This is a genomic window from Microbacterium sp. Y355, from assembly GCF_059445345.1.
On record NZ_JCAIUD010000001.1, the window covers coordinates 2,044,575 to 2,059,476 of the forward strand.

15 protein-coding genes are annotated in these 14,902 nt (G+C 65.1%); 3 read left to right on the forward strand and 12 right to left on the reverse strand.

The genetic code is table 11. The features are described 5' to 3' along the window. Positions 1-32 precede the first annotated feature (32 nt). Positions 33-1,157, forward strand: a complete 1,125-nt coding sequence (locus AC1C2O_RS09845; RefSeq protein ID WP_495430255.1) for a DUF4192 family protein — start codon at positions 33-35, stop codon at positions 1,155-1,157. Between the two features lie 3 nt (positions 1,158-1,160). Here AC1C2O_RS09845 and lysS read toward each other — a convergent pair whose 3' ends face one another. Further along, positions 1,161-2,690 (reverse strand): lysine--tRNA ligase, encoded by a 1,530-nt coding sequence (gene lysS / locus AC1C2O_RS09850; protein ID WP_495430256.1) that lies wholly within the window; start codon positions 2,688-2,690, stop codon positions 1,161-1,163. Positions 2,691-2,794: 104 nt separating this feature from the next. Here lysS and AC1C2O_RS09855 point away from each other — a divergent pair, with 104 nt between their 5' ends. Beyond that, entirely contained in the window at positions 2,795-4,612 is a 1,818-nt protein-coding gene (locus tag AC1C2O_RS09855) for a DUF2207 domain-containing protein (protein WP_495430257.1), read from the forward strand. Between the two features lie 12 nt (positions 4,613-4,624). Here AC1C2O_RS09855 and AC1C2O_RS09860 read toward each other — a convergent pair whose 3' ends face one another. The 10 genes from AC1C2O_RS09860 to hpt form a co-directional block, all read right to left on the reverse strand. Beyond that, positions 4,625-5,314, reverse strand: coding sequence for a DUF2520 domain-containing protein (locus tag AC1C2O_RS09860; RefSeq protein ID WP_495430258.1), 690 nt, complete (start codon positions 5,312-5,314; stop codon positions 4,625-4,627). Continuing rightward, positions 5,304-7,100 (reverse strand): PH domain-containing protein, encoded by a 1,797-nt coding sequence (locus AC1C2O_RS09865; RefSeq protein WP_495430259.1) that lies wholly within the window; start codon positions 7,098-7,100, stop codon positions 5,304-5,306. Before AC1C2O_RS09865 ends, AC1C2O_RS09860 begins: the two co-directional genes overlap by 11 nt. After that, a complete protein-coding gene (locus tag AC1C2O_RS09870; protein ID WP_495431716.1) occupies positions 7,097-7,681 on the reverse strand; it encodes a PH domain-containing protein in 585 nt (194 codons plus the stop codon). The genes AC1C2O_RS09865 and AC1C2O_RS09870 overlap by 4 nt, the downstream gene beginning before the upstream one ends. Further along, the gene (locus AC1C2O_RS09875) at positions 7,647-8,135 is read right to left on the reverse strand and encodes a DUF3180 family protein (protein ID WP_495430260.1); all 489 of its coding nucleotides are present in this window, start codon (positions 8,133-8,135) and stop codon (positions 7,647-7,649) included. The genes AC1C2O_RS09870 and AC1C2O_RS09875 overlap by 35 nt, the downstream gene beginning before the upstream one ends. Next, entirely contained in the window at positions 8,132-8,683 is a 552-nt protein-coding gene (gene folK, locus AC1C2O_RS09880) for a 2-amino-4-hydroxy-6-hydroxymethyldihydropteridine diphosphokinase (protein WP_495430261.1), read from the reverse strand. Before folK ends, AC1C2O_RS09875 begins: the two co-directional genes overlap by 4 nt. Then, the gene (gene folB, locus AC1C2O_RS09885) at positions 8,683-9,060 is read right to left on the reverse strand and encodes a dihydroneopterin aldolase (protein WP_495431717.1); all 378 of its coding nucleotides are present in this window, start codon (positions 9,058-9,060) and stop codon (positions 8,683-8,685) included. Before folB ends, folK begins: the two co-directional genes overlap by 1 nt. Before the next feature lie 2 nt (positions 9,061-9,062). Next, positions 9,063-9,866 carry a dihydropteroate synthase gene (gene folP, locus AC1C2O_RS09890; RefSeq protein WP_495430262.1) on the reverse strand — a complete coding sequence of 268 codons (804 nt, stop codon included), beginning with the start codon at positions 9,864-9,866 and terminating at the stop codon, positions 9,063-9,065. Next, positions 9,866-10,474 carry a GTP cyclohydrolase I gene (folE, locus tag AC1C2O_RS09895; RefSeq protein WP_495430263.1) on the reverse strand — a complete coding sequence of 203 codons (609 nt, stop codon included), beginning with the start codon at positions 10,472-10,474 and terminating at the stop codon, positions 9,866-9,868. The genes folP and folE overlap by 1 nt, the downstream gene beginning before the upstream one ends. Before the next feature lie 2 nt (positions 10,475-10,476). Beyond that, a complete protein-coding gene (gene ftsH / locus AC1C2O_RS09900) occupies positions 10,477-12,492 on the reverse strand; it encodes an ATP-dependent zinc metalloprotease FtsH (RefSeq protein ID WP_495430264.1) in 2,016 nt (671 codons plus the stop codon). A gap of 69 nt (positions 12,493-12,561) precedes the next feature. After that, entirely contained in the window at positions 12,562-13,113 is a 552-nt protein-coding gene (hpt, locus tag AC1C2O_RS09905) for a hypoxanthine phosphoribosyltransferase (RefSeq protein ID WP_495430265.1), read from the reverse strand. Between the two features lie 86 nt (positions 13,114-13,199). Here hpt and AC1C2O_RS09910 point away from each other — a divergent pair, with 86 nt between their 5' ends. After that, positions 13,200-13,778, forward strand: coding sequence for a DUF937 domain-containing protein (locus AC1C2O_RS09910; protein WP_495430266.1), 579 nt, complete (start codon positions 13,200-13,202; stop codon positions 13,776-13,778). A gap of 79 nt (positions 13,779-13,857) precedes the next feature. On the opposite strand, the gene tilS is transcribed toward AC1C2O_RS09910, so the two are convergent. Further along, a complete protein-coding gene (tilS, locus tag AC1C2O_RS09915) occupies positions 13,858-14,874 on the reverse strand; it encodes a tRNA lysidine(34) synthetase TilS (protein WP_495430267.1) in 1,017 nt (338 codons plus the stop codon). Positions 14,875-14,902 lie beyond the last annotated feature (28 nt).

Consider the following 14,902-nt stretch of genomic DNA (forward strand, 5'->3'; position numbering starts at 1 on the left):
TTCTGGCAGGACTTCTCCGCGACACTCTCTGCATGAACACAGTCCTTCGTGCCACTGATTCCGCCGAGTTCCTCGGCATCGTCCCGAGCCTCGCCGGGTTCACACCGAGGCAGAGCATCGTGCTGCTGCCCTTTCAACGCTCACGCGCCCATGGCGCGATGCGCATCGATCTGCCCCGAGACGATGTCGATCTCGACGAGTACGTCGACACCGCGATCGGCCTGATTTCGCAGGTCACCGGAACGGATGCTGTCGCCGTGGTGGTGTACACCGATGAGCCCCCGCAGCACACCCCGGACGGCATCGTGCTGCCGTCGACCATCGTCGTCGAAGACCTGCTCGATCTGGCCGTCGATCTCGGGCTGCATGTGGTCGACGCGCTCTGCGTCACACCAGAGGGTTGGTCGAGCTATCTGCACGACGACCCAGTGATGCGTCCGTCTGCCGAGATTCCCGTGGCCCCGACGGTTCCGGGCATCGGCGATGTCTCGGGTGATCAGGATGCCGGCACGGCGCTGCCCGTCGTCGATCTCGCCGAGAAGGAACGCGTGGGTCGAGCACTGCTCGACCTGTCAGACGTGTTGGCGCACGAGCACCTCGGCCTCACCGGCGCACGCGAGAACCCACAGGCCATCGCCGCCTCGGTACTGCTCGACGACCTGCCGCTGTTCTTCGAAGACCTGCTGGATTCTCCGGAGCACCTACCGCCGTTCGTGACCGCAGCTCTGCTCTGGTGCTTGGACCACCCACACTACCGTGACGTCGCGCTCCTGCAGTGGGCGACTGACCTGCCGACCGGCATGCGCGCACTGGACGCGCAACTCGCCTACGCCGAAGTCGGCGCAGGCGTGTCAGATGATTTGGGCCAAGTGTTCCTCGGGCGTGGGCCGAGTCCGGACGCCGACCGGCTCACAGTCGCCTTGGCGATCGCCCGCAACGTCGCGGCTCGCGCACCCCGCGCTTCCAGATCCGCACCGCTGACCGCGGCGGCCTGGCTGTCATGGGCGCTCGGACGTTCCACGCACGCCGCGCACTACCTGCGACTGGTCGCCGAGATCGACCCCTGCTACTCGCTCGCATCGCTGATCAGCAGCATGATCGACGCGGCCATACTGCCGGAGTGGACGTTCCGCCGCGGCGAGGCCGCAGGCACCTGAGTGCTACTTGACCAGCGGGAAGAGAATCGTCTCGCGGATGCCGAGACCGGTGATCGCCATGAGCAGACGGTCAATGCCCATGCCCATGCCGCCCGACGGCGGCATGCCGTGCTCGAGTGCACGCAGGAATTCCTCGTCGACCGGCATCGCCTCGACATCGCCACGTGCGGCGAGTTTCGCCTGCTCGACGAAACGCTCACGCTGGATGACCGGGTCGACAAGCTCGGAGTAGCCGGTGGCCAGTTCGAATCCGCGAATGTACAGATCCCACTTCTCCACGACACCGTCGATCGAGCGGTGCTCGCGCACCAGCGGCGAGGTGTCGACCGGGAAATCCATCACGAACGTCGGGCGCGTCAGGTCGCCCTTCACGAAGTGCTCCCACAGTTCTTCGATGAGCTTTCCGTGCGTGGCGTGCGGCGGAAGACCGACGCCGTGTTCCTGGGCGAAGGAGATGAGGCCTTCGACCGAGTCTTCGGTGGTGAACGTGCGCTCAGCTGCCTCAGAGAGCGAGTCGTACATCGAGATGCGATCCCACTCGCCGCCGAGGTCGTACTCGGTGCCGTCAGCCCAGGTCACCGTGGTCGAACCGGTGACCGCGATCGCAGCCTGTTGCACGAGCTCCTGCGTGAGTTCGGCCATCTGGTTGTAATCGCCATAGGCCTGGTAGGCCTCGAGCATCGCGAACTCGGGGCTGTGCGTCGAGTCGGCGCCCTCATTGCGGAAGTTGCGGTTGATCTCGTACACACGCTCGATGCCGCCGACGACAGCACGCTTCAGGTAGAGCTCCGGCGCAATGCGCAGGTACAGCTCGGTGTCGAACGCGTTCGAGCGCGTGACGAACGGACGAGCGGATGCTCCACCATGCTGCACCTGCAGCATCGGTGTTTCGACCTCGAGGTATTCGTGCGAGGAGAAGGTCGCACGAAGACTTGCGTTCACCGCAGCGCGGGCCCGCACCGTGTGGCGCGCCTGCTCACGAACGATGAGGTCAAGGTAGCGACTGCGAACCCGGCTCTCCTCGCTGAGGTCGCCGTAGGCGTTGGGCAGCGGCAGGATGGCCTTCGAGGCGATCGCCCATTCATCCGCCATGATCGACAGCTCGCCACGGCGGCTGGAAATCACCTGTCCGTGCACGAAGACGTGGTCACCCAGGTCGACGAATTCTTTCCACTGCGCCAAAGACTCTTCGCCGACCTCGGCCAGCGAGATCATGGCCTGGATGCGCGTGCCGTCGCCGGCCTGCAGCGTCGCGAAGCAGAGCTTGCCGGTGTTGCGACTGAAAACCACGCGGCCCGCGATGCCGACGGTGACGCCGGTTTCGGCTCCTGCTTCAAGGTCGCCATACTCAGCGCGTAACGCCGGGATCGCGTGTGTCACCGGCACGCTGACCGGGAATGCTCCACCTGCGGCATTCGCCCGCTGCTCGATGAGTCGCTCGCGCTTGGCGAGACGTACGGCCTTCTGCTCGTGAACGTCCTCGCCATCGGCGTCGTCAGGGGTGGATGCAGGCGCGTCTGGCGCGGTGGTCATAGGGGCTCCTTGGAAGTCTCCCCCAGTTTACCGGGGCGGCGCTGAGAGCCTCGCCGACGGGGCACTCCGCAGCTTCCGAGCACACACATCGATACGCTCGAAGCATGTTCCGGCATCGTGTTCCTCGTTTTCTGACCTTGATCGCAGTGACGTCCGGGGTGTTGCTGGCAGGCACGGCGGCCGCAGCATCCGCGGCATCCGCAGCAGAACCGCGCACCGACGTCGACGATTTCAATTTCTCCACGTGGAGCGCGATCTACGAGATCGGCATCGACGATGACGGACGCGCGACGATGCATGTCGAGGAGACCCGCGTTGCCGAGTTCCCCGACTTCGATCAGAACCGCGGCATCGTGGCCGGTTACCCGGAGACCTACGAGGGCGCAGGGCTCGACACGACGATCCTCTCTGTGCGGGATGAGAACGGCAACGACGTTCCCTACGAGACCGAGGACGACGACGGGTTCATCTACGTCCTCACCGGAAACGACGATTACGTGCACGGCCCGACGACCTATGTCATCGAGTACGAGATGCGCGACGTGATCATCGCCGCGACCGAGACCGAAGTCGACGAGTTCTACTGGAACCTTCTTCCTCTGGACAGCACTCAGGACATCGCAGCGTTCGACGCCGAGATCATCTTTGATGATGACCTGGCGACGAATCTGACCGGCGATGCATCCTGTTATCGGGGCATTCAGGGCTCGACCGACCCCTGCGATCTCACCCGTGACGGATCGACGTTCACCGTCTCCGAAACCGACCTCGCCGCCGGCGACGGCGTCACTGTCGCGATCGCCCTCGATCCAGGAACCGTCACTCAGCCTTCGGCCCGCCAGCCCAATGCCGCCACTGATGTGCTGCCATATGCCGTGGGCGGTGGCGCGATTCTGTTGTCGATCGGCGGCTGGTTCGCCACTTCTGCCATGATCCGCTCGCGCCGCCGCGGTACTGGAATCGTCGTCGCACAGTACGACGTGCCTGCTTCCATGCCGCCGCTGTTGGCGAGCGCGATCGTCCCGAAGGCGAAGAACACTCTCAGCGCCCAGATCATCCACCTCGCCGTGAACGGGATGCTGCGGGTGGAAGAGCTGCCAGAGGAAGGGCAGAAGAAGGGCAGGCCGCGACTGCGTCGACTCGACGCTCCGATCCCAGATCCGCTCGACGAACAGTCGCTGAAGGCACTGTTCGGCAGCACCGAGCCGAATGTCGTCATGAGGATGCCGAAGAACAGTTCGGCATTCGCGACACGGATTCAGAAGCTGCTCAAGGTTGGACCGAGTGAAGCGAACAAGCGCGGGTTCACAACGACGGCGTCGAGCACGCTTGCGCGCGTCGTGCAGGCCGTCGCACTCGTGGTGTTTGCCGGCATGGTTGTTCTGCTCGGATGGGGCCTGTTCACTGGGCGGGCGTCGGCGGGTCCGGTCTTCTTCGCAACGCTGATGAGCGGCATCGTTGTGCTGATCTCCAGCGTCGTGGCGTTCAAGAAGCACACGGTTCTCACCAAGGACGGCGCGCTGCAGTTGGAATATTTGGAGGGCGTGCGCGAGTTCATCCGCGTCGCAGAGGCTGACCGTCTCCAAATGCTGCAGTCATACACGGGCGCGGAACGTCGCAGCGACGGCGCCGTCGACGTGATCCACGTATACGAGAAACTGCTGCCGTACGCGATCCTGTTTGGTCAGGAGCGAGAGTGGGGCGAGGTGCTCGAGTTCGCCTATGGCGCTGCGGCGCAGGATCCAGGGTGGATCAACGGGTCCAGCCAGGGCCTTGTCGCCCGAATGCTGATCTTCTCATCGGCAACCCGTTCGTCGTCCACGTACACAGCACCCAGCACTGGCTCGTCTGGTGCTGGCGGCTCGTCTGGCGGAGGATTCTCCGGCGGAGGAGGCGGCGGCGGATTCTCCGGCGGTCGCTGAGCGCGACGTCGCTCAGGGCAAGAGCGGGTCGGATGCTTCGCGCAGGGCCCGCTCGGCCGTCGACTGTACGAGCGCCGAAAGGTAGCCACCGGGATTCTCCACACCGATGCTGCGCAGAAGCGACGTCGACTGCCCGATTATGGCGCGGGAAAACTCGGATGCCGTGGCAATGGCCTCGGCATAAGCGGCCCGGTCGGCTTCAGCGATAACGATCGGCTCGCACCCGATCTCGACGGCGAGCGCCTGAGCGATCGGCAGCACCGGTGCGGGGGCAGTGACGGCCGCGAAGCTCGCCTGCAGCTGACGGAGGTCAATCGAGGTGCCGGTGAACGAAATAGCCGGATGCACCGCGAGCGGGATTGCGCCCGAGCGCTGCGCAGGCTCCAGAACACCGATGCCGTAGGCGGGGTCGGTGTGCAACACGAGCTGGCCGGGCTGCCACGCGCCGACTTCAGCGAGCCCGTTAACCAATCCGGGAAGCACGTCATGCGGCACGGCCAGAATCACCAGCTCACTGCGTCGCAGCACCTCGGTGGCTTCGAGCACTGGCACGCCCGGAAGGATCCCCGAGACACGGTCGTCATCTGAACCGCTCGTGATTCCCGTGATCGCATGCCCCGCTCCAGCGAGAGCGGCGCCGATCACCGGACCGACGTGCCCGGCGCCGATGATCCCGACGCCGAGCCTGCCATCACGATTCATGCGGTGCCTGTGATGGATGGAATGTGGGCGGCGCCGGTGCAAACTCTGGCTGTGCGAAATCCGTCTGTCCGGATGCGTCGGGGGCAGGGTCCACGGCCACTGACTCCTGCGCATACTGGGCCCAACGGTGGCTGTGATCGCGGCCTGTGGCAGCAAAAGTCCTGCGGGTGATGTCGTCCATCGTCGTCATCATGGTCGTACTCTCGATGCCGACGACGTCGCCGAGAACGGGACCCGCCACGCTGTGCGCCTTCATCCACGCGACGCGCTGCAATCGATCGATCGGCCCCTGCGACACAGAGACCCCCTGCAGCCTCGCGAGAGGAACCACGGCGAGCTTGCGCCAGAACTGTCCGCGGCGCATCAGCAGCGCGAAGTCGGTCACGATAAGGCCGTGCCGTTTCCACGACATTGGCCGGCGCCACCAGGCACGACGCTCTAGAGAGGTATACGGGTCATTCTCTTGGGGCCCGAGGATGCCGTGTTCCCAGACCAGCGGGACATCCTCCGCCGGCAGGTCGGGAAGGATGAGCGCGAGCACCCTCTCGACATCGGCGCGCGTGCCGACGGGAAGCACCACGTTGAACTGCTGCGCTGATCCGGACTGCTGCTGAGATGCGCTCTTGCCCGACATGCGGTTGATCTTGATGGTCCACCAGCCGAACGGACGCCACAAAAGTGACTGCGTCACCTCGGCTGCGAAGATACGCCCTGGAGGGATCGTCTCGGTCACCGTCGTGAACAGGCCATAGGTGATGCGGACACCGTCAGGCGTCGGCGCGATCGCGTAGCGCAATGACTTGGAGATCTGTCCCCAGGTGATGGCGACCGTGGCGATGATGAGGGGGATCGCGACGCCGAGTCCGGATCCGAGCAGGATGAACAGGCCGTCTCCATCTTCGTTATCCAGCGCGATGGGCAGCATCGTGGCGATGAACACGGCGAAGATGATCAGGAAGAAGACGAACCAGAGCGCCCCGGCGAGCAACATTGAACCGACGAGCCGTCCGGTCGGGATCTTCACGACACTGTCAGGCGTAACATCGGCGAGGTCGACGCCGCCGATGAGACCGCTCACTCCGTCGTTCATCGAGCCGACAAGCTGGGAGCGCAGCCCGCCAGAAGTAGTTGGCTGCGCGGGCGCGGGCTGTCCGGTACGACGCGCTTCACGTGACTGACGGGCACCGGAGGCGAGCCGGAGGATGTCGGTACGAACGGCCTCAGCCTTCGGCGTGGAGAGGTACTCAAGCGGAACGTTCGCGTCAGTGCCGGCACCGACGACCTCGAGTTTGGCCATGCCGATCAGCCGCGCGGGGAAGGGACGCGTGAGGTTGACTCCCTGCACACGATCGAGCGGCGCGCGTCGGTGCGAGCGGAAGATGATGCCCTTGCGGACCTCGACGTGCTCCTCGGAAATGCGGAACTCCTGGAACCGCCACACCAGCCAGAACCCGACGATGAGCACGATCAAGACGCCCAGTACGACGAGCAGCGCGACCAGAATCAGGTTGTTCGCCAATACCCAGTCCACTGGGTCGCCGCCGGAGTACTCATCAGCATGCATCTCCTCAGGAGTGAAGAGATTGATGAACCAGAAGATGATCCGGTCGCGGAAGTTGTTGAGCACGATGCTCGCCACGATGATGAGCACCAGCCCGCCTTTGAACAGCGGCGTCAGCGGGTGCAGGCGGTGCCAGTCACCATCGGCGAGCGAAGTGCCCTCAGCGAGGATTGCTGCCGGACTCGATGGCCCCTCGTTCGGGGCAGGCTGCTCAGGCGTGCTCACAGGCCGGTCCGACGGGTCTCGGCGACGTCGATGAGTGTGTCACGCAGCGCTTCGGCGGCGGGCCGCGTCAGCCCGGGGATCTGCACGCCCGTCGTGGCGGCAGCGGTGACCATCTTCAGCTGGGACACTCCGAACGCACGATCCAGCGGCCCCTGCGTGATGTCAACGAGCTGCATGCGCCCGTAAGGGACGGCGATGATCCTCTGCCACATGATGCCCTTGCGAAAGACGATGTCATCGGCGCGGAGCATGTATCCGATTGCTTTCGCCTGCCGAGGCAGAATGACGAGAGTGATGAGTTCGATCACGATCAGGATTCCGGCCGGGATCCAGACCCAGGTCTGCTCAAAAGCGATGCTCAGCACAAGCGCCGCGAGCAGAAGGAGCGCGAGCAGAATGCCGTTCTGCAAAAGCTGCGACACGACATAGCGCGGTGAGATCTGATGCCAGTGCCCGTCGAGAGCGAGACGTGCGGCGCCGCGGGGTTCGCGGATCTGTGAGTAGGTGCCCTCATCCAACACCGGCGGTGTCACCTGCTGAGATGGATCAGCGCCCGGCGTCGGCTCCGGAGGCGGGGTCATCTGGATGTCGGTCATCAGGATCCTTCGGCAGAGTACAGAACTGTTCGGCGACAAGTGCGGCGACCACGAGCACGATCGAACTTGCCACGAGGGCGGCCATCGCCACCATCGACCCTACCGGGGGATCCACCGGGCGCGACAGGAGGAACACCCCTAACCCTCCGCCAAACCCGGCCGTGATCGCACCGAGCAGGCTCGACGCCCGAGCCAGAGTCGCAGCACGCATCGCACGGAATGGGTCTATGCGGCCCGGCGTGCGTCCACGCGCACTGCGGCGCACCGGCCAGGCAAGCGAGAGCACCGCAGCAGCGATCAGGAGCAGAAGGAGCGGGAGAAACCCAGACGGAGCGAAGGTGGACCGCCCCGACACCGTCAGCACATGATCGACCAGGTAGCCGATGCCCCCGCCGAGCAGCGCAAGGATGATCAGCAGCGCGGCGGATGTGCGCTTCATCCGTGCTCCGGAGCGTCGTCCACGGCATCCGCTCGCAATCGGGCAACCAGCGGGGCGATCCGTCCCCGCCCTGGAATCTCGGCGTCCGAGTCAAGGCTCAGCCACGGTTCGAGTACGAACAGTCGCTCTGCGGCCCGCGGATGCGGCAACTGCAGGTGTGGGTCTTCAGAGAGAAGATCTCCGTAGGTGATCAGGTCGAGATCGAGGGTGCGGTCGCCCCAGCGTTCGTGCCGTTCGCGGCCGTGCTCGTCTTCAATCGCGTGCAGCAGTCCCAACAACACCTGCGGCGCGAGACGGGTGCTGACCAGCGCGACAGCGTTTACGTAGGTCGGTGCATCCGGGTCTGGGCCATCCGGTCGCATGGCGACCGTCTCGTACAGCTCTGACAGCCGTACGCCTTCGACAAGTGGCAGTCGGGAGATCCGCTCAATCGCGCGCCGGATCGTCTCGTGGCGGTGGCCGAGGTTCGCACCGATGGCGATGACCGCGTGCACGATGTCGCGGCCGGGGCGCGGATCCGGTGCCGTCAGCGGCGGCATGCGGATCATCACTGGGCATCCGCACTGATGCGAAAAATGGTGACCGAAACATCCGAGAACGTCAGCGGAATGGGAGCGTGCGGTTTGTGCACGGTAACTGCCACCTGCTTCACGCGCTCTTCCTCGAGAACCACATCGGCGATGCGCTGAGCGAGCGTCTCGATGAGGTTTACCGGCTCACCCGCGACAACCGCTGCAACCCTCTCGGCAAGCTCGCCGTAGTGCACCGTGTCGGTGACATCATCGGATGCCGCGGCATCCGTCAGCGCGAGCTGCAGACGCAGATCGATCACGAACTCCTGACCGTTCTCCCGCTCGTGCTCGAAGACGCCGTGACGGCCGAACACGGTGAGCCCGGTGAGCTGGATCTCGTCCAAGGTCTGCATCATCAGCCCTCCCACGCGTGTGCGATCGCGAGGGCATCTCGGGTCGCTGCGACATTGTGCACCCGCACGGCCCACACACCATGTCGAACGGCCAGTGCACTCGTGACCGCGGTGGCAAGATCGCGTCGCGACTCGTCAATCGCCTCGCCGGATTCCTGTCGAAGTGGTTCGACCAAAAACCGCTTCCGTGACGTACCGATCAGCACCCGGTGACCGAGCGCCGTGATGTCGGCGAGGCCTCGCAGAACGTCCCAGTTCTGCTCCCCCACCTTGGCGAATCCGATGCCGGGATCAACGATGAGTCGCGCTGGCGCGATGCCCGCAGCGGCGGCAGCGCCGACACGCTCGCGCAGCTCGCCGGCGACCTCGCGTGAGGCACGACGGTACTCGGCGCGCGCGTACATGTCATCGGAGGGTCCGCGCCAGTGACCGATGACGAAGTCTGCACCAGATGCGGCGACTGCGCTGAGCATGTCGGGGTCGGACAGACCACCGGAGACATCGTTCACGATGCGCGCGCCCGCCCGGGCTGCGGCCGCAGCCGTCGATGCGTTCAGTGTGTCGACGCTCACGGGGATGCCCCGGGAGGAAAGCGCCTGGATCACTGGGATGACTCGCTGCTCCTCGACGGCGGGGTCGACGCGCTCGGAGCCGGGGCGCGTGGACTCTCCGCCAATGTCGAGCACTGTGGCACCGGCATCTCGTAATGCGAGCCCGTGGGCGATGGCCTGCTCGGGGTCGATGAAGCGCCCACCATCGCTGAAGGAGTCGGTCGTGACGTTGACGATGCCCCAGATTCCGGTCATTACGCGCCCCCGATCCCTGAGCCTGCAGAGAGTCCGATCAGCGTGATCAGCTCTTGCCGGGCGACCGGCTCGCTGTACTCGCCGCGCGCGGCAATCGTCAGAGTCGATGCTTCGGGCTGACGTCCGCCTCGCATCGTCACGCAGCCGTGCGTGGCGTCCAGTACGACGAGCACCCCGCGGGTGTCGAGGTGCTCCGCGATCGTGTCGGCAATCTGCTCGCCCAATCGCTCCTGCACCTGGGGACGCGCCGCGAGCGTCTCGACGACCCGCACCAGGGCGCCGAGGCCGACGACCTGTTCGCCGGGCAGGTACGCGATGTGCGCACGCCCAGTGAACGGCAGCAGGTGGTGTTCACACACTGAGCGGAAGAGGATGTCGCGCAGCAGCACCGCGCCGGAGGGCAGAGTTTCCGGGGCGGGTCCGCGCGCAACGCTGATCGTGTGGGCCAGCGGCGCCGCGGCATCCTCTCCCACACCAGAGAAGAACTCCGCGTAGAGGTCAGCCATGCGAGCAGGAGTCTGCTTGAGACCTGGACGCTCCGGGTCTTCACCGATCGCTTCGAGAAGCTCGCGAGTCAGCCGCTGGACACGATCTCTGTCTACGGCCACGGTCAGGCCGTCGCCGGACGTGCCTGCCCAGATGCGGGCGTGCCGTCTGTCGCGCCGTAAGGTGCCGCAGCATCCACAGATCCTTCGACAGTGGCCGCAGCATCCACCGGGATGACACGCTTCGGTACCTCGATAGGAGGACGAGTCGACACCGGCCGCTCATTGCTGGAAAGCCACAGCGGGCGCTCCGGCAGCTTGCGGATGTCGGTGAAGATCTCGGCGATCTGGTTGTGGTCGAGGGTCTCCTCCTCGATCAGCGCGAGGGCAAGGCGATCGAGGAGGTCGCGGTTGTCGCTGATCACCTGGTAGGCCTCGTCATGTGCCTGCTCGATGAGCTGGCGCACCTGCGTGTCGACGCGCTCGGCGATCGTCTCGGAATACTCGCGTCCGCGGCCCATGTCGCGGCCGGCGAACGGCTCGCCGCCCTCTGAGCCGAGTTTGACCGGACCGAGGTCGGTGGTCATGCCGTACTCGATGACCATCTTGCGGGCGATGCTGGTCGCCTTCTCGATGTCATTGGAGGCGCCGGTGGTGGGGTCGTGGAAGACGAGCTCCTCCGCGACACGACCGCCCATTGCGTAGGTCAGCTGGTCCTGCAGCTCGTTTCGAGTGATGGAGTACTTGTCGTCCAGCGGCATCACCATCGTGTAGCCGAGTGCCTTGCCGCGCGGAAGGATCGTGATCTTCGTCACCGGATCGGTGTAGTTCATCGCCGCCGCAGCGAGAGCGTGACCACCCTCGTGGTAGGCGGTGATGAGCCTCTCGCGATCCTTCATGACACGGGTGCGACGCTGCGGACCGGCGATCACGCGGTCGATGGCCTCGTCCAGTGCGCGGTTGTCGACCAGCTGCGCATTCGAGCGAGCCGTGAGGAGCGCCGCTTCGTTGAGGACGTTCGCGAGGTCGGCGCCGGTGAAGCCGGGGGTCTTGCGAGCGACGACTTCAAGGTCGACGCTCTGTGCGAACGGCTTGCCCTTGGCGTGCACCTGCAGGATGTGCAGGCGTCCCTTGAGATCGGGAGCATCCACTCCGATCTGGCGGTCGAATCGGCCCGGGCGAAGAAGGGCAGGGTCGAGGATGTCGGGGCGGTTGGTGGCCGCGATCACAATGACGTTCGCGTTCGGGTCGAAGCCGTCCATCTCGACGAGCATCTGGTTCAGCGTCTGTTCACGCTCGTCGTTGCCGCCGCCCATACCGGCACCACGGTGACGGCCGACGGCGTCGATCTCGTCGATGAAGATGATGGCAGGCGCGTGTTCCTTGGCCTGGTTGAAAAGATCGCGGACGCGCGAGGCACCGACACCGACGAACATCTCGACGAAGTCCGAACCCGAGATCGAGTAGAACGGTGCCCCCGCCTCGCCGGCGACTGCGCGAGCGAGAAGAGTCTTTCCGGTTCCTGGGGGGCCGTACAGCAGCACGCCCTTCGGGATGCGGGCGCCGATCGCCTGGAACTTGGCGGGGTCCTCGAGGAACTCCTTGATCTCCTGAAGCTCTTCGATCGCCTCGTCGGCACCGGCGACGTCTGCGAAGGTGACCGTCGGGGTCTCCTTGTTGACGAGCTTCGCCTTGGACTTGCCGAACTGCATGACTTTTCCGCCGCCGCCCTGCATCGACGAGAGCAGCCACCAGAACAGCAGGCCCAGTAGCACCAACGGAAGAAGAAGCGAGAGGAACCCGTCGAACCAGGTAGCCCGCGGGACGACGTCGTTGAAGCCGTCCTTCGGGTCGGCAGCGTTGACTGCGTCGACGACCTCGGCGGCACGTGCATCTACGTAGTAGAACTGCACCTCCTTCGAGTCCTCGAAGGCCTTCGACAGGGTCATGTCGACGCGCTGGTCGCCGTCGGTGTTGGTGACCTCGGTGACGGTCTCCCCCGACAGGAGATCGAGCCCCTGTTGGGTGGTGATCGTGCTCGGGGCATTGAGGTTTGAGATCAGCAGGAACCCGCCGAACAGCAAAACACCGATCAGCACTACATAGAGCAGCGGATTACGAGTGATCTTCTTCACGTCCATGATGCGTTCAGCGTATCGCGTGGAAGTTAGTGGTCCCCTGGGATTCGCCCATGGCGTACGTCTCCGCGCTCAGCTGTAGATGTGCGGTGCGAGGACGGCGACGTCGCGGAGGTTGCGGTAGCGCTCGTCGTAGTCGAGCCCGTAGCCGACGACAAACTCGGTGGGAATGTCGAAGCCGACGTACTTGCAGTCGATCTCGACCTTGGCGGCCTCGGGCTTGCGTAGCAGCGCCAGCACCTCGATCGACTCTGGGCCACGCGACTCGAAGTTCTCCAGTAGCCAGCTCAGCGTCAGGCCCGAGTCGATGATGTCTTCGACGATGAGTACGTGCTTGCCGTGCAGGTCGGTGTCGAGGTCCTTGCGGATCTGCACCACACCGCTGGATTTCGTGCTCGAGCCATAGCTGGAGACTGCCATCCAGTCCATCGGAGCGTGAAATGGCAGCGCCCTGGCGAAGTCGGCCATCACCATGACCGCACCCTTGAGAACCCCCACGAGCAGCAGGTCTTTGCCCTCGTAGTCCTTCGCGACCACGGCCGCGAGCTCATCGAGCTTGGCTATGATCTCCTCCTCTGTCACAAGGATCTCTGCAAGGTCATCTTGGATCTCAGCCGCGCGCATAGATTGATTTTAGGCGACGGTTGCTATGGGTTCCGCAATACTGTGAGGAATGATCGGGCGCACGCCCGCCGAAGGAAGGAATCACCATGGCTCTTGACGACATCCTCACGCAGGTGCCGATCGATGACATCGCCGCGATGCTCGGCGTCTCCCCCGACGTCGCCAAGGCTGCGGTCGAGCAGGGCGGGGCCGTCCTCCTGGGCGGGCTGGCCAAGAATGCCGAGAGCGAAGAGGGCTCTGCGGCGATCAAGAATGCACTCAAGAAGCATGAGGGCGCGAAGAGCGTCACTACGATCGACGACGTCGATCAGACTGACGGCGAGAAGATCATCAAGCACGTGCTCGGAGAACAGTCACAGGATGTCGCCGCGAAGCTGACCGCGTCAGAGAAGACCGCAGGCATCGACTTCGGCAAGCTTCTGCCGATTCTCGCGCCGATCATCATGGGCTTGATCGCGAACAAGAACAAGTCGGATTCCACCGATGGTGCGGAGTCCGGCGGGGGAATCGGCGACCTCATCGGAGGACTCCTCGGAGGAGGAGGCAGCAACAACTCGTCTGGTGGCGGGATCGGCGATCTGCTGGGCGGCATCCTCGGCGGCGGTTCGTCATCCGGCGGCGGAATCGGCGATCTGCTCGGTGGCCTGTTCGGCGGCAAGAAGTAACGAACGCTTCGGTGAGCCGCGCTCGACCGCGCGCGGCTCAGCGAGCGCGGCTCAGCGAGCGCGGCTCAGCGAGCGCGGCTCAGCGCGCAGTGAAGACGATGCGCCCGCCCTGCCGCACCGCAGAGCAGCCCGGCAGATCGATGGCGCCCTGTCCTGACCAGTCGGTGACGAGGCGAGCGACTTCCACGGTCTGCGTGCGGGTGAGGCTCGCGCCGAACTCGCTGTGCGCGACGAGGCGGATGATGCGGTTGCGCAGTGCGGTCGGGTTCGCCGCGAGGGCGGCGACGCTGACTGAGATGCCCGCCTCGGCGTGCTCGACGATGTCTTCGATCGTCTCGTGGATCATCTCGTCGAACGCCTCGGCATCCTCCCGAAGCTGTTCGGCGGTGCGCGCCAAAGCCTCCGCAATGCCGGGGCCGAGTTCGGCTTCCAGCACGGGCAACACACGTTCACGCACACGCACACGCGCGAAACGCGCTTCGAAGTTGTGCGGGTCGTCCCAGGGCGCGAGATCGGATGCTGCGCAGAACGCTCGTGTCGTCTCGCGACGCACGCCCAGCATCGGTCGCAGCCAGACTGTGCCGTCTTCGTCTTCGCGGCGCGGGGCCATGCCCTGAAGACTCGCGGCACCAGAGCCGCGAGCGAGACCGAGCAGCACGGTCTCCGCCTGGTCGTCGAGGGTGTGTCCGAGCAGCACGGCCGCAGCATTCTCATCTGCGGCGATCCGGCGCAGTGCCGCGTAGCGTGCATCGCGCGCGGCGGCCTCCGTGCCACCACCACGCGCACCGCTGCCTGCTCGTGTCGAGGAGCTCGCCACGTCCACACGCTCGGTCAAGGCGCGGATGCCGAGACTCTCGGCCTTCGCCGCGGCCTCAGCGGCGACATCCGCCGACCCCTCCTGCAGCCCGTGATCAATCGTGGCGCTGACCACACTCATCCGGCGCGAGCGCCCTTCGAATACCGTCGCGGCCGCGAGGGCGAGTGAATCCGCACCTCCAGAAAGAGCGACGATGACGGTCGCTCCATCGGGCAGGTCGACCAGTGCGGTGCGCACGGCGAGGCGGATCTCAGCGATGGCAGGAGCAAGCGAAGGCACAACTCAACGGTACGGCACCGAGAAACAC

What these genes read in the sequence shown, in the direction of transcription:
- AC1C2O_RS09845 (WP_495430255.1), top strand. Translation starts at nt 33, where the DNA reads ATGAACACAGTCCTTCGTGCCACTGATTCCGCCGAGTTCCTCGGCATC.
- lysS (WP_495430256.1), bottom strand. Translation starts at nt 2,690, where the DNA reads ATGACCACCGCGCCAGACGCGCCTGCATCCACCCCTGACGACGCCGAT.
- AC1C2O_RS09855 (WP_495430257.1), top strand. Translation starts at nt 2,795, where the DNA reads ATGTTCCGGCATCGTGTTCCTCGTTTTCTGACCTTGATCGCAGTGACG.
- AC1C2O_RS09860 (WP_495430258.1), bottom strand. Translation starts at nt 5,314, where the DNA reads ATGAATCGTGATGGCAGGCTCGGCGTCGGGATCATCGGCGCCGGGCAC.
- AC1C2O_RS09870 (WP_495431716.1), bottom strand. Translation starts at nt 7,681, where the DNA reads ATGACCCCGCCTCCGGAGCCGACGCCGGGCGCTGATCCATCTCAGCAG.
- AC1C2O_RS09875 (WP_495430260.1), bottom strand. Translation starts at nt 8,135, where the DNA reads ATGAAGCGCACATCCGCCGCGCTGCTGATCATCCTTGCGCTGCTCGGC.
- folK (WP_495430261.1), bottom strand. Translation starts at nt 8,683, where the DNA reads ATGATCCGCATGCCGCCGCTGACGGCACCGGATCCGCGCCCCGGCCGC.
- folB (WP_495431717.1), bottom strand. Translation starts at nt 9,060, where the DNA reads ATGCAGACCTTGGACGAGATCCAGCTCACCGGGCTCACCGTGTTCGGC.
- folP (WP_495430262.1), bottom strand. Translation starts at nt 9,866, where the DNA reads ATGACCGGAATCTGGGGCATCGTCAACGTCACGACCGACTCCTTCAGC.
- ftsH (WP_495430264.1), bottom strand. Translation starts at nt 12,492, where the DNA reads ATGGACGTGAAGAAGATCACTCGTAATCCGCTGCTCTATGTAGTGCTG.
- hpt (WP_495430265.1), bottom strand. Translation starts at nt 13,113, where the DNA reads ATGCGCGCGGCTGAGATCCAAGATGACCTTGCAGAGATCCTTGTGACA.
- AC1C2O_RS09910 (WP_495430266.1), top strand. Translation starts at nt 13,200, where the DNA reads ATGGCTCTTGACGACATCCTCACGCAGGTGCCGATCGATGACATCGCC.